The organism is Actinophytocola sp. (genome assembly GCF_036378875.1).
GTDB lineage: Bacteria > Actinomycetota > Actinomycetes > Mycobacteriales > Pseudonocardiaceae > Actinophytocola.
Map to the genome: position 1 here is coordinate 23,098 of NZ_DASUVO010000120.1, position 14,224 is coordinate 37,321.

The window sequence follows — 14,224 nt, forward strand, 5'->3', positions numbered from 1 at the left end:
CCAGGAATCATCCTCGATGTCGCATGGGTCCGTTCCGGCCCGGATTCATCGCGAGCAGGAAAGCATTCGGCTAATTGGCCGACAACTGTGACATCGATCAGAGAAGTGACCAACTGGTTCGCGACCCGTCGCCCGCCCACGCAGGGCGGCGGGGACACGCGCCGACTCTTTCCCACCCACCCGGCACACACGGGCCGCCCACGGTCGCGGCGAGGGCGTTTTCACACCACCACGATGCCCCGAATGACCCTCGCCACGACGGCGTCGACTATTTAGCGCCCGAGGCCCGCGGCGCGATGAAGGGAGCCTTCCTCCCGGAGGGCGACGTTCTGCGCGGTCGACGACGGCGTTGATTCCGCACGCCACCAGCATGCCAGCCTGCCGGCCACGCCGCGTTCACCTGATGCCCTTAGCCTTCGCACACCGTAGGTTCACCCGCGAAGGAACGGAACGCCCATGAAGAGACCGTTGGCCGTCGGACTGTCCGCGCTCGCCCTGATCGCGCTCGCCACCCCTGGCTCGGCCGCACCGGCCGACCGTCCCACCACCTTCGGGCAGGCGACCCTGACGCGGTTCGCGGCGCTGCCCGCCGAGACGTACGTGCCGGCGAGCGAGCCGTCCGGTTCCCTGATCGGCACGGCGCCCGTCAACGGCATCACGCCACCGTTCGCCGACCAGCCGATCCAGGGCTTCAGCGGCATCCTGCGCAACGCGGACGGCACGTTCGACGTGTTGTCGGACAACGGTTACGGCAACAAGGCCAACAGTGCGGACTTCGTGCTGCGGATCAACCGGATCGCTCCCGACTTCGCCGAGGGCAGGGTCGACGTGCTGGGCGGGTTCAGCCTGACCGACCCGAACGGGCACGTCCCGTTCCCGCTGACCCGCCCCGACCGGGTGCTGACGGGCGCCGACTTCGACGTCGAGTCCATCGCGCGGGCCGCGGATGGTTCGTACTGGACAGGCGACGAGTTCGGGCCGTACCTGCTGCACTTCGACCGGGCGGGCCGACTGCTCGCACCACCGGTCCCGCTGCCCGGCGTCTTCGCACCGGAGAACCCGGCCGGGCCGACCAACCTGCTCAGCAGCAAGGGGTACGAGGGCCTCGCCATCTCCCCGGACCGTCGCACCCTGAACGCGTTGCTGGAAGGCACGGTCGCGGGCGACGAACCGGGCACCCTGCGTCTCAACGAGTTCGACCTCGTGGCCGGCCGCTACACGGACCGCCGGTGGATCTACCAGCTCGAGACACCGCAGCTCGCCATCGGCGACGCGATCGCCGTCGACCGCAACCGGCTGCTGGTGATCGAGCGGGACGGCGGGCAGGGCGCCGACGCGCGGATCAAGAAGATCTACCTGGCCGACAAGCGCGACCGTGACCACGACGGCAAGCTCGACAAGACTCTCGTGGCCGACCTGATGAACCTGGCCAACCCGGGCGGCGTCGGCGGCTTCGGCGAGGTGTTCACGTTCCCGTTCACCACGATCGAGGACGTCGTGATCCTCGACGACCGCACGATCGGTGTGCTCAACGACAACAACTTCCCGTTCTCGTCAGGTCGCACACCAGGCCGGCCGGACAACAACGAGTTCATCACCGTCCGCCTCAGCGCCCCACTGCACGCCGACCCCAGGGTCCTGCGCCCGTAGCGCTCACAGCCGCCCGGTCGGGCGGCGTCCACTCCTGATGGCCTCGACCTGCTCGGCCGTGAACGGGGGTTCGAGCAGGTCCGGGCGCTGGGCGTAGCAGCGGAACATGTCGGCGATGTAGTGCATGCGGTCGGGCAGGTCCGCCCAGTCCTCGGCCGCGGTGTCGCGCATGCTGTCGGCCGTGGGGTCGACAGTGGCGAGCAACGCCAGCAGTTCGGGGTCGGACAGCTCCGCGAGCACCGGCGGGAACGCGGCGGTGAGGTCGTCGCCCAGGTCGAGGTGTTGGCCGTCCGGGAGCGACAGGGTCATCAGGTGCTCGGTGACGGCTCGGCGGGCGATCACCCGTGCGTAGTCGGCCAGCTGTTCACACGCGATACGTATCGGGTGGCGCCAGCCGAGCAGCTTGCCGAGCGTCAGGCGGAGTCGTTTCCGCAGGCCGTTGCCCGGCAGGAAGACCTCGAGGAGGTGGCGTTCCAGGTCGGCTGGGTCGACGACGGGCGCCACGAGCGCGGCGGCGATCTCCGGCTGGAGCCGGGTCTGCTCGTGCAGGCCGACCTCGAGGTTGGCGAGGAGCAGCAGTTCGGCACGCTGCTTCGGTTCCTGGGTGGACAGTGCCCGGTGGTACCTGGTGAAGGCCTGCCGGAGGTGGCGCTGCCCGTCCGGCGGTTCCCCGGGCCGGAGCGCGTCGCAGAACTCGGCGATGTCGGCGGTGCCGGTCTCTTCGGGGAAGGTGGCCAGGAAGCGCGCGAACTCGCGGGCGATCTCCTCGAAGACCTTCTTGTTCCCGCGGGCCGCCGCGTCGCCGGCCGCGTCGAGCCTCGCCACCATCGCGACGACCCGCAGCACCAGCTTCTCGGCATCGGCCAGCACACCACGCGGAAGGTATCGACGCAGACCACGAACGAACACCTCGGCGACGGCCGCCGCCTCGGGCATGTCGCGCAGCAGCCGTTCGAACGTGCGGGCGAGATCCTCCTGCCGGATCGTCTGGCCGACCTGCTTCGAGGCCCACACCGCGAACGTGCACCAGTTCGCGGAGCCGCCGGTCCGCGCGGCCAGCGCCAGCGACAGCTCGTGGTAACAGTGAGTGATCTGCAGATTGCGCACGACCGCATCGACATTCGCGGCGATCCGGTCGACGTCGGACGTCGTCGGTGGCGCTCCCCAGGTCGTGGTCATCGGCCTGCCCCCTCGTCCTACCCGTCGGCAGCGTAGCTTTCGCGGCCGCCGCACCGGGGAAATCGTGCCCATTCGGGCAGTTCCCGTGGTGAGCCGCCCGCCATTGGCCGCGCCGCGGGTTGGGGCTCAGAAGGTCCAGTGCAGGGGCGCGGTGGGATCGGGCGTGTAGGTGCAGTAAGTGCCGGTCTTGACTGCTTGACTGAGATGTCCGCCCAGGACCGGGTCATGTGATCCGATGTGGGCGATGACTGATCTGATGGCCTTAGTGACGGCCGTGCGCGCCCGTTCGGCGTCCGAGCCGGGCTGCCGGTCGCGGCCGCCGAGCCCGACCGCTGCCGTCAGCTGGTCGGTCAGCGCATCGACGTCGCGACGTATGGCCTCCACCCGGCCCTGGTCTCCGAAGGCCTCGGCCTCGCGCAGGTCCTCGTCCAGTTCGGCCAGCCGCTGCCGGTAGGCGGCCTTTGCCTTGTCGTCCAGGACTGGGCCGAGACTGTTGGAGACCCGGTTTTGATTGGCGGAGTGGCCGGCAACCAGGTCCAGGACGTGGTACTCCCGCCCCGGCTCGGTGAGCAGCCGGGCCAGGTAGCGCATGCCGACCCGGTCCCGGATTCTGACGGGATCCGTGGAGTGTCGGATCGTCCAGTACTCGCCCTCTCGTTGAAGGGTGGCCGACGTCGCATGCACGTCCTGAGGTGGTGTGGTGACCGGTTGGAAGTTCTGGCGTACACCTAGTGCCTGCATGGTGGTCTTCGCTTGCCGTCGGAGTTGGTCGATACGCTGCCGGTCCGCGCCCCGGCCGCGTGCTTCCAGGCAGTCAGCGAGTTTGGCGCGCGCCTGGGCCGCGAACACAGGAGCGCCGATACGGTCGCTGGTCGCGATGGTGGCTTCGATGTGGTGCACGGCTTCGTCCTCGCGGTCCAGCGTGATGGCGAGGAGTCCGAGGTAGTACTCGACGGGCCCACTGCAACCCACCCCGATCTGGCTGGCCCTGACCAGGTAGGACGCGTGGGGCGACAACAGGTCGTACAGGATTTCCGCGCGGGCGCGATCCCCGAGGCAGTGGCAGACCGCTGCGAGACCCGCCATGTTGGCCAACCAGGTGAAATCGTGGACGATACGGGCAAACCGGTCACCTGCCAGCCGCTCCAGTTCGATTGCCGCGTCGTCTGCCCGACCGGTCTCGACCAGGATGAGAGCCAGGAGCGTGCGCAGCGCCGGCACGTTGGGAAACGCGTCGATCAACTGCCGGACAGGGGATTCGAGTTCCTGGCTGCGGCCCTGCCAGAACATCGGGATGCTGGCCACGAGAGACCACATGTCGATGTCAGGACGATTTACTCGTCGTCCGAGTGCCAAGCCCTCTTCGCTCAGCCGACGTGCTTCGGCCAGGCGTCCCGCGATGTGCGCCTCGGTGGCGCGCAGTAGCGACACATGCCAGCGCAGTTCGATCATCCGGTGTTTCCGGACGAGTTGCTCGAAAGTCTGTACCTCCGTGGCGTAGCCGGGCATGTCCCCGAGCTCGAGCAGATTGGCCATGCGCAGGACGCGACCACGGACGAGCAGGTTTCGATCGTCGATCTGTTCGGCCAGGCGAACGATTCGTGTTGCGATGTCGAGCCGTTCCGGCACCGGCGTGAATCCCCAGATGGCCACGAGCCGGTCGACCAACACCCAGCCGAGCACCTCGCGGTCGCCGGCATTCCGGGCAAGTCTGACGGCCTGTTCGCTGAGCCGGGTGCGGGAGTCCAGGTCCGGCGTGAGCACGAGTGCCTTGGCGAGGCGTGCGAGCACGCGTGCCCGCAGCTTCGTCTCGCTTTCCGGCAGGGTTTTCAACGCCGCCTGAAGGAGACCGATTTCCAGGTTGTCGAGGAGGCCGAAGGTGTAGACAGTCCCGACGGCGAGTGCGGCGTGTGCCAGGCGGTCGGGTGCGTCGGCCCGCTGCGCGAGGAACGCGGCGTCCTTGAGTGTCTTCCGTGCCGCGGTGGTGTTGCCGGTGGCCAGTTGAGCGTCGGCCAGCAGGAGCATCACGTCGCACCGCCGCACCGCGGACACCGCCGCGCTGTTCTCGAGGATCTCGACGGCCCTGGTGAACCGATGGACCGCTTCCTCGTAGGCGAACTCGTGCATCGCGGCACGTCCCGCCTCAACGGTGTATTCAGCGGCCTTCCCCGGATCCGTGCCGGCCACCCATAGGTGATGTGCCACCTCGGCGAGCCGCGGAGCCAGATCGTCGCGGTGTCTGCGCTCGATGACCTCGGCCGCGCGGGCGTGCAGATCGACGCGCCGTGATGGCTCCAGTTCGGAATGCAACGTATGCCGAACCAGGTTGTGCACGAATCTGAGCCGGGTGGGCGCACCGGGCACACTCGTCAGAAGTCGGGCGCGGATGGCGTCGGTCGCCTGGGCCAGTGACATCTCGTCCGGCTGGTCGAGGACGGCGCTCACCACGTCCAGTTCGAACTCCTGGCCGAGCACCGCGCCGGCTTGCAGCAGTCGGATGCTGGGGCGGCGCAGGCGGTCGACCCGCCGATTGATCACCGCGGTCAAGCCACCCGGCACGATGAGGTCGTCCGGTGACATGTCGTCGTCGTTCAACAGGCTGTCCTGGCTGGTCAGGGAGCTGACTATCTCGCGGATGAAGAACGGGTTCCCGTCGGTCGAGGCTCGCACCGTTTCAGCGGCCTGCTCGCTGAGTTGGACGCCACTGACCGCGGCGACCAATCTGGTGACGTCCTGCTGGGTCAGCCCGCGCAGCGGAATGTGTTGGCCCCAGGTCAGTTCGCCGAGCATTTGCGCAAGTGGGCCGTCAGCGTCCACTTCGACATCCCGATAGGCGCCCAGGATCAGGACGGGGGAGGTTCGTAGATCCTGCGCGAGGAACCGTAGAAGACGAAGCGAGGGCGCGTCACTCCAGTGGAGGTCGTCCAGTACCACCAGGATGGGCTTGGCTCGGAACACCGTGCGTAACACCTCGCCAACCGCGTCGAAAAGGCGAAACCGCTCCTGCCCGATCTCGATCAGCGGGCCGAGGGCTTGCCTCGTCGACGTCGTTGGTTCGGGAACCAGATGGCTCATCTCGGTGGTTATCGCGCTCAGATCGCGGAGCAGGGAACTGCCGTCGCCTGCGCGAGTCAACGACCGCAGTACCTGTAACCAGGGCCAGAAGCCCGGCGTGCCCTCGCCTTCCCAGCACCCTCCCCAGGCCACCACCGCGCCGAGTGACCGCGCGTAGTCGCTGATTTCCTCTGCCATTCTGGTCTTGCCGACGCCGGGCTCGCCCGCCAGCAGCACCAACCCGCCACGGCCGGTCAACGCGTCGTCCGTGGCCAGCCGCAACGTGTGCAGAACATTTTCCCGTCCGACGAGGACACCTCGCCCGCGTGGCACATTCATCTCGGCCATCTTCCCACTGGCGGGACCGGTACCCAATCGGGTGGCACTCACGTGACGTCACGGTGTGCCGTCGCTTTTCACGCCTTCAGGACAACGGCATGACACCGAAAGGCCTGAAATGACCGATATCTGGCGGCAACAGCCCCACCACCGAGCCATTCTCGCGGTCGACACCGCTGACTCGACGGCGATGACGAATATCGTCAAGGGCCGAGTGCGGCACAGCATGTACGAGGTGTTCGAGCGTGCGCTGTACGCGGCAGGCATCGAAAACGTCCACCACGATCCGCTGATCGACCGCGGCGACGGGGTGCTCGCGCTGATCCATCCGATGGTCCCGAAGACACTGTTGCTGAACACGGTGGTTCCCGAGCTCGGGAAACTGTTGGCGCAGCACGACGGCCTCCGGTTACGAGCGGTGGTACACGCTGGTGAGGTGCATTATGACCACCGAGGGTGCTTCGGTGAATCCCTCGACCTCAGTTTCCGACTTCTCGACGCGCCCGAACTCAAACTCCTGCTCAAGGCGGTCTTGTCGCCGCTGGCCGTTGTCCTGTCCGAGGACATTTACCGAGCCGTCGCACGACATGGTTACGACCGAATCGACGCGGATGGTTTCGCTCCTCTCGTCCGGGTCGAAATCGCCGGTCGTACGCACAGAGGATGGGTGCGGTTGCCGGAGATCGAGCCATCGCCGAGTTGTTCGGCAGTACCGAACATCTCGATCAGTCGCACCGCGACAAGTTACTTACCGTCTGGGCTGCTGGAGGGCCGATGAGCACCCGTTCGTGTTAGGTGCGGTGCCGGCGATCCACCGTGGACTGTTCGCTGATCACCGGCTCTAGGATGGTCCCGTGGTAGCCGCGTCACTGAGCCCGAGTGAGGACCAGAACCGTCGCCTCCTGCGTGCCAGGGACGCGATGGACCGCGACTACGTGCACCCGCTCGACGTGCCCGCGCTCGCGAGGATCGCGCTGATGTCCCCGACCCACTTCACGCGGTCGTTCCGGTCGACGTTCGGTGAGACGCCGCACCGCTACCTGCAGCGGCGCCGGATCGAACGTGCGATGGCGCTGCTGCGCGGCACGTCGGTCACCGTGACCGAGGTGGCCGGGCTGGTCGGCTTCGAGAGCCTCGGGACGTTCAGCCGCACGTTCCGCTCGATCGTGGGCGTCTCGCCGACCGAGTACCGGGCGGGCGCCCGTCCGTTCAACGTCCCGGTCTGCTTCGTCAAGGCGTGGACCACACCGAGTCGTTTTGGATAAGCCGTCGCCCCGTCGTGGTCGATACCGTTCGCGGCATGTTCACACGCATCAGCATTCACTCCGTCACGGTTCTCGACCAGGACGAGGCCCTCGAGTTCTATGTCGGCAAACTCGGTTTCGAGGTGACGGCCGACGTCGACATGGGCTTCATGCGCTGGCTCACGGTGGCGCTGCCGTCGGACCTGGAGCGGCACCTGCTGCTGGAGGTGCCCGGCGCGCCGCGGCACAGCGAGGAGGTCGCCGCGCAGGTCCGTGACCTGGTGACGAAGGGCGCCCTGGGCGTCGCGGCTGTCCTCAACACCGACGACTGCCAGAAGACCTACGAGACCCTCAGCGCCAAGGGCGTCGAGTTCACCGAGGTACCCACCCAGCAGCCCTACGGCATCGACTGCGCCCTACGCGACCCGTTCGGCAACCACATCAGGATCACCCAACTCGGCCCGGGCCCAGTGGAGATCACCGACGCCGACGTAGCCCGCTGGCAAGGCAAGGACGCCTGAAACTTCGCGAGTCTCGCGTTCAGCCCCGGCGAGTCTCGCGTTCAGCACCCCCGAGTTACGTTTTCAGGTACACCCGGGCGTTCACGACAACGCAACTCGCAGGGGCCGAAAGCGCGACTCGCGGTGTTTGCCGTGACGGGGTGGTGATCAGTGGTGGCTTCTGGCCACGGAGGGTGGTCGGTACATTGCAAGCGTGACTGAGGGCGAGGGGCGGCTGGTCGCTGGGCGGTATCGCCTGCGCGAGGCGCTTGGTCGGGGCGGGATGGGAGTCGTATGGCTGGCGAGCGACGAGTTCCTGCACAGAGACGTGGCGATCAAGGAGATCCAGCCGCGGGGGCGGGAGATCCACGACACTGACCCGGAGGTCCGGCGCGCGCTGCGGGAGGCGAGAGCCGCCGCGAAGCTGAGCGAGCACCCCGGGATCATCACCGTGCACGACGTGGTGACCGATGAGCGCGGCCTGCCCTGGATCGTGATGCAGCTGCTGAACGGGCACTCGCTCAACGTGGTGCTCGACGACGAGGGCCCGATGCCGGTCGACCGGGCGGCCCGGATCGGCATCCTGGTGCTGCGGGCCCTCGACTACGCGCACAACGCGGGGGTCCTGCACCGGGACGTCAAACCGGCCAACGTCATGCTCGTCGGCGACGAGGACGACGGTGACAAGGTCGTACTGACCGACTTCGGGATCGCCGTGATCGACGGGGCGTCCGTGCTCACCGCGACCGGGCAGCTGCCGGGCGCGCCGGAGTACATCTCGCCGGAGCGGATCCTCGGCGAGGAGGCGCTGCCCGCGGCCGATCTGTGGTCGGTCGGCATCATGCTCTACGGCATGGTGGTCGGCCGGACGCCGTTCCACCGCGCGGACATCCAGGCAACGCTGGGGGCGGCGCTGACCAGGGAGCCCGATCCGGATCCGAGTGTGGGCCGGCTGGCGCCGGTGATCGAGGGACTGCTTCGCAAGAAGCCGGCCGAGCGGATGACGGCCCGGCAGGCCATCGACAAGCTGAGCGAGATCGCGGTGGTGCCGGCGTCGACGCCGACCGGGGTCAGGGTGCGGCTCGAGTACCCCACCCTGACGGACAACGCGGCCGGGGCGACCACGGTCGTCGACGCCACCCGGCCCAACACCCGGACCGCGCTGCCGCCCTTCGCGCCGCCACCGCCGCCGCAGGTCAGCCACGTCGCCCCGGACGCGCCGACGCTCGACACGGTCCCGCCGCGGCCGACACGGTCGAAGCGGAGTCTGCTCATCGTGGGCGGCGCGCTGGTCGCGGTGGTGGCCGTGGTGGTCACGGCGGTGCTGCTGCTCCAGGGGCGGGACGGTGAGCAGGACCCGTCGGCCAGCGGGTCGACCACGGTCGAGACCACGCCGAACCCGCCGCTGACCGAACACGACGAAAACCTCGGCTTCACCATCGGGATCCCGGAGGGCTGGACGCGCGACTCCTCGGTCGACGCGGAGATCAGCGAGGTCAGCTGGCAGGCCGAACAGGTCGACCCGACCGTTGGCGCCCTGGAGGTACGGGTGCGGCGGGACACGACCAAGCCCGGGGTGGGGGCGGACGCGTACCTGGCCGACGTGGCGCGGGCCCAGGAGACGAACCGGGACATCCTCGACTACAAGCCGGTGCGGACCGTCGTGGGCGACGCCGCGTCGGCGGATCTCGAGTACACCTACCAGGCCGCCGCCGGAGTTCAGCACTACCACGTGTGGGTGCGGGCCATCGCGGCCGGCGACGTCCACTACACGCTGACGTTCCAGCTGTACGCCAACGACGCGGGGACGACGCGGGAACAGTGGGAGGCCGCGCAGCCGCTCGTCGCCGAGATCAGGAACAGCTTCCGCGTGACGTAGTGAAACCGCAGGTAGCGCGTTTGGGGACCGGTCCCGAAGCACCGCTCATACGATCCGCTCATGTCCAGCAAGGCGAGTCGGCCGTACACCCTCCTGGCCGTCGTGTGCGTGGCCGCCGTCGTGGGTGTCCTCACGGGGGCGACCAGTCCGCTGTCGGCCACGAGGTTCGCCGACACGGGCCACTGGGTCTACAACTCGGTGCTGGGCGCGGTGTTCCACGTCGACGGCGCGACCACGAACATCGACGCACAGATGGCGTTGGAAGCCGAGGTGGGTAGCCAGGTCCTGCAGAGCGACGTCAGCGGCTTCGTGGTCGGTCCGAGCCGGATCACCGAGTTCGACAAGGCGTCGCTGACGCCGCAGAAGTCGTCCCAGCCACCCGCGAAGGAGACGCCGCTCGGCATCGAGGTCGTCGGCGGTCCGTACGCGGTCTACCGCAAGGCCGGCAAGATCGTCCGTCTCGGCGACCCGTTCGCGACGATCCCGGCCGACGGACCGATCGGCGTCCCGGTGGTCACCGAGGACGGCACGATGTGGTTGCACCAGACCAAAGACGGCCGGATCTGTCGGCTTGACCGGGCCGCGGTCACGCTGTCCGGCTGCCCACTGTCGGCACCGAGGGACCACGCGGGCGCATTGACCATTGTGGACGGACGACCCGCGTTCCTCGACCTGTTCACCAGTCAGCTGCACGACCTCGGTGGCAGCGGCTTCGGTCGAGGCGTACCGCTCGGCGTCTCGCTGTCGCCCACCGCGCGGCCCGCCGCACAGGACACACACGGCAGGGTCGCCATCCTCGACCCGTCGCGCAGCAGCCTGATCATGGTGGACACCACGAGCCAACCGGCAAAGCCGGTGACGGTGGCGCTGCCGGCCGGCGACTACGACGGCCCGGTCTCCACCGGCGAGGTGGTCGCCCTGGTGGACCGGCAGAAAGGCACCGTGCTGACCTTCGGCGCGGACGGCAAGCCCAAGGACACACAGCCCGTCAAGCCGAACGGCCAACCCAAGCTCAGCCAGGGCGAGGACGACCGGATCTACGTCGAGGACGCCGACGGCACGCAGGTCCTGGTGGTCGACCAGGACGGCAGCGTCAAGGGCGTCGACGTGGCCGAAAAGCCCACCACCCCAACGGAAGCGCCCGCGCCGCCGACGACGGAGAACCCGGCGGGTCCCTCTGGCCCGCCCGCCGGTCCGCCGGTCCGGCCGCAGCCGCCGGTTCAGCCGCCGCCGGTACCGCCTGGTCGCCCCGGCGCTCCGCCCTCGGTCGCCGCGCAGGCCGGCAACGGTTCGGCCACCGTCACCTGGGACACCGCGCCGGACAACCGGGCGCCGATCACCTCCTACGTGGTGACGTGGCAGGGCGGGTCCACCCCGGTCGGCCCTGGCGCCCGGCAGGCGGTGATCGGCAACCTGGCGAACGGCGTGACCTACGTGTTCACCGTGGCCGCGACGAACCAGGTCGGCTCCGGCCCCGGCACCTCGTCCAACCCGGTGACACCGGTCTCGCCGGTCTCGCCGGCCGGGCCGCCTGCCAACCTGCAGGCCAACTACGACGTGGACGACCGACCGACCCGCGACGTCACGCTGACCTGGGGACAGCCCGCGCTGAACGGCGGCACGCTCGTGCGCTACGACGTCACCGCCACCGGCCGTGGCACACAGCCGGTGCCAGGAAACCAGGTCACCTACCCACAGGTGGAGTCCACAGAGGCCATCACGTTCACGGTCGTCGCGATCACCAGGAGCCCGGACGGGCAGGAACTCGTCGGCCAGCCCGCGTCGACGACGCATCAAGCGGATCCGCCGCCGCGGATGAACCTGAGCAAAGGCCGTCTCACCGAGGACAGTTGCGGGCAGGACGACGACTGCGCCTGGATGTACGTCGAGCTGATCGGGTTCGCCCCCAACACCTTCTACGACGTCGAGGTGTACAGCTCCGATCCCGGTTACGAGAACACCGGGCACGGGACGACGACGGATGCGAACGGATACGCGGACTTCAATCAGTTCGCCTACTCGGGTCAGGGTGACACCGTCTGGGTCGATGTGACTCTCCCCAACGGCACCGTCGTCCGTTCCGCAAACCTCGAGTGGTGACTTTCAGTTGAGCGAAAGGGAAAACGTGACTCAGACTCCTGGTCAGGTCTACGAGCTGATCGCGGCGAACGTCCAGGGTGTCATCCGGGGCAAGCCGCAGGTGGTGCGGTTGGCGGTCGCCGCGCTGTTCTGCGAGGGACACCTGCTCATCGAGGACGTGCCGGGACTCGGCAAGACCACGCTCGCCAGGTGTCTCGCCCGCAGCATCGGCGGCAGCTGGAACCGGATCCAGTTCACGCCAGACCTGTTGCCGGGGGACATCACGGGTGTCCAGGTCTACCACCAGAACGACGAGAAGTTCGCCTTCCACCATGGCAGCGTGTTCGCCAACGTGGTGCTGGCCGACGAGATCAACCGCGGCACGCCGAAGACGCAGTCGGCGCTGCTCGAGGTGATGTCGGAGCGGCGCGTCACGGTCGACGCGGTTCGCCACGAGGTGCCCAGGCCGTTCCTGGTGATCGCCACGCAGAACCCGATCGAGATGGCCGGTACGTACCGGTTGCCGGAGGCGCAGCTGGACCGGTTCCTGATGCGGCTGCGGATGGGGTACCCGGACCGGGCGTCCGAGGTCATGGTGGTCATGGGCGACTGCGCGGGGGTCGACCCGGACGACCTGCCGTCCGTTGTGGACATTCCGACGCTGCGGGCCGCGGTCGTGCAGGTCCGTGGCGCGCGGATCGACCACGCGGTCGTCGACTACGCGGCGACCATCACGTCCGCGACCAGGGAGCACTCGGAGGTCCGGTACGGCGCGAGCCCACGCGGCACGATCGCGCTCGTCCGTGCCGCACAAGCGATCGCGGCGACCTACGACCGCGACTTCGTGACGGTCGACGACATCAAGGAGGTCGCGCACCCGGTGCTCGACCACCGGCTGATCCTCAAGCCGGACGCGGAACTGCGGCAACGCAAGGCCGAGGACATCGTGACCGACCTGCTGGCCAAGCTCCCCGTCCCGGTAGCGGCAGGGCCCTGATATGAGCGCAGGCCGAGTGCTTCGCAACCGCGCCTCAGGGGAACGTGACGCAAGCCAGCCACAAGTACGTGAACAAACAGGATCCTCTGTTCCCAACGTGACCAACACATTTAATTCCGGTGAGGCGGAACTGTGACCGCACGAGGTGTGACTACTTTGGTGGCCGCCGTCGTGCTCGTCGTGCTCGGCCTGGTCGCGGGCTATCCGGTGCTGGTCACGCTCGGCGCGGTCGCGGTGGGCGCGGTCGTCGCGGCGCTGGGAGTCGCGGGGCGGCGGCCACGGGTGGAGGTCGTCCGGGAGCTGTTTCCCGACCGGGTCGAACGGGGTGGCCGGGCCGGCATCACGTTGCGCGTGCACAACCCGGGCAGTCGACGCCAGGCCGGTTTCACGGCGGTCGACCGCGTCGGTCAGGACCGGGTGACCGTCGCGGTCCGCGCGCTCGCGGCCGGTTCGGAACAGTCCTATTTGAACGAACTGCCGACCGGGCGGCGCGGCAGGCACGAGGTCGGACCGCTGAGCCTGCGTCGCGTCGACGCCCTCGGGCTCGGCAGGTCCGAACTCCTCATCGGGGAGACGGCGACGTTCTGGGTGTACCCCAGGACGCACCCGGTCCGGGCCGTCGCGGGCGGACTTCCGTTGCACCACCACGACGGCGAGGCCACGGAGAGCTCGCCGCGCGGTTCGCTCGACATCCGCGAGGTGCGTGCGTACCTGCCCGGGGACGAGGTCCGCCACCTGCACTGGAAGGCGACAGCACGCACCGGGCAGCTGATGATCCGCGACTACGCGGACCCGCACCAGCCGAGGTTCACGGTGCTGCTGGACAACCGGACCCCGCCGGCCGCCGAGTTCGAGGAGGCCGTCGAGCTCACGGCGTCCCTGGTGGTCGCGGCCGCGGGTGCCGACCACCGCTGCCAGCTGGTGACGCCGAGCGGCGTCGACGTCACCACGAACTCGGGTTCCGACGCGGTCCCGAGGTACCTGGAGGAGCTGTGCGTCGTGGCACGGGCGGAGGAAGCGGACCTGCCACTCGTACCGGCCGCACTGGCCCGAACCGGCGGCGGCACGCTCGTCGTCGTGTCCGCCACGATCTCGCCGGATGACGGCGCCGCGCTCGTCGCCATCCGCCCCCGGTACGCGGACGTGGTCGTGGTCGCGCTCGGCGGTGCCGCACCGCAGGTCCCGGGAGTCCGAGTCCTGCGCGCGCTCGACGCGGTGGACGCCATCCAGCAGTGGCAAACGGTGATCGCATGAGCAATGGGCGACGTCCTGAAGGTGCCCTTCAGGGCATCCGGGATCGGGG

Annotated in this window: 10 protein-coding genes; 8 read left to right on the forward strand and 2 right to left on the reverse strand. The window is 68.6% G+C overall.

Going from position 1 to position 14,224, the window contains the following annotated elements:
* Positions 1-456: 456 nt before the first annotated feature.
* Entirely contained in the window at positions 457-1,650 is a 1,194-nt protein-coding gene (locus tag VF106_RS34775; RefSeq protein WP_330844178.1) for an esterase-like activity of phytase family protein, read from the forward strand.
* A gap of 3 nt (positions 1,651-1,653) precedes the next feature.
* Here the strand turns inward: VF106_RS34775 and VF106_RS34780 are convergent, their stop codons facing one another.
* Both VF106_RS34780 and VF106_RS34785 read right to left on the reverse strand, forming a co-directional pair.
* Positions 1,654-2,829: a hypothetical protein gene (locus tag VF106_RS34780; protein WP_330844179.1), complete on the reverse strand. Its 1,176-nt coding sequence runs from the start codon at positions 2,827-2,829 to the stop codon at positions 1,654-1,656.
* A 126-nt stretch (positions 2,830-2,955) separates the two neighbouring features.
* Positions 2,956-6,222 carry an ATP-binding protein gene (locus VF106_RS34785; protein WP_330844180.1) on the reverse strand — a complete coding sequence of 1,089 codons (3,267 nt, stop codon included), beginning with the start codon at positions 6,220-6,222 and terminating at the stop codon, positions 2,956-2,958.
* Positions 6,223-6,340: 118 nt separating this feature from the next.
* Between VF106_RS34785 and VF106_RS34790 the strand changes: the two genes are divergently transcribed.
* The 7 genes from VF106_RS34790 (at position 6,341) to VF106_RS34820 (ending at position 14,175) form a co-directional block, all read left to right on the forward strand.
* The gene (locus VF106_RS34790) at positions 6,341-7,000 is read left to right on the forward strand and encodes a hypothetical protein (RefSeq protein ID WP_330844181.1); all 660 of its coding nucleotides are present in this window, start codon (positions 6,341-6,343) and stop codon (positions 6,998-7,000) included.
* 142 nt (positions 7,001-7,142) lie between these two features.
* Positions 7,143-7,487 carry a helix-turn-helix transcriptional regulator gene (locus tag VF106_RS34795; RefSeq protein WP_330844228.1) on the forward strand — a complete coding sequence of 115 codons (345 nt, stop codon included), beginning with the start codon at positions 7,143-7,145 and terminating at the stop codon, positions 7,485-7,487.
* 35 nt (positions 7,488-7,522) lie between these two features.
* Positions 7,523-7,987, forward strand: a complete 465-nt coding sequence (locus VF106_RS34800) for a VOC family protein (RefSeq protein WP_330844182.1) — start codon at positions 7,523-7,525, stop codon at positions 7,985-7,987.
* A 193-nt stretch (positions 7,988-8,180) separates the two neighbouring features.
* Entirely contained in the window at positions 8,181-9,845 is a 1,665-nt protein-coding gene (locus VF106_RS34805; protein ID WP_330844184.1) for a serine/threonine-protein kinase, read from the forward strand.
* 60 nt (positions 9,846-9,905) lie between these two features.
* Positions 9,906-11,945 carry a fibronectin type III domain-containing protein gene (locus VF106_RS34810; protein ID WP_330844185.1) on the forward strand — a complete coding sequence of 680 codons (2,040 nt, stop codon included), beginning with the start codon at positions 9,906-9,908 and terminating at the stop codon, positions 11,943-11,945.
* Between the two features lie 25 nt (positions 11,946-11,970).
* A complete protein-coding gene (locus tag VF106_RS34815; protein ID WP_330844186.1) occupies positions 11,971-12,921 on the forward strand; it encodes an AAA family ATPase in 951 nt (316 codons plus the stop codon).
* A gap of 132 nt (positions 12,922-13,053) precedes the next feature.
* A complete protein-coding gene (locus tag VF106_RS34820) occupies positions 13,054-14,175 on the forward strand; it encodes a DUF58 domain-containing protein (RefSeq protein ID WP_330844187.1) in 1,122 nt (373 codons plus the stop codon).
* Positions 14,176-14,224: the final 49 nt, after the last annotated feature.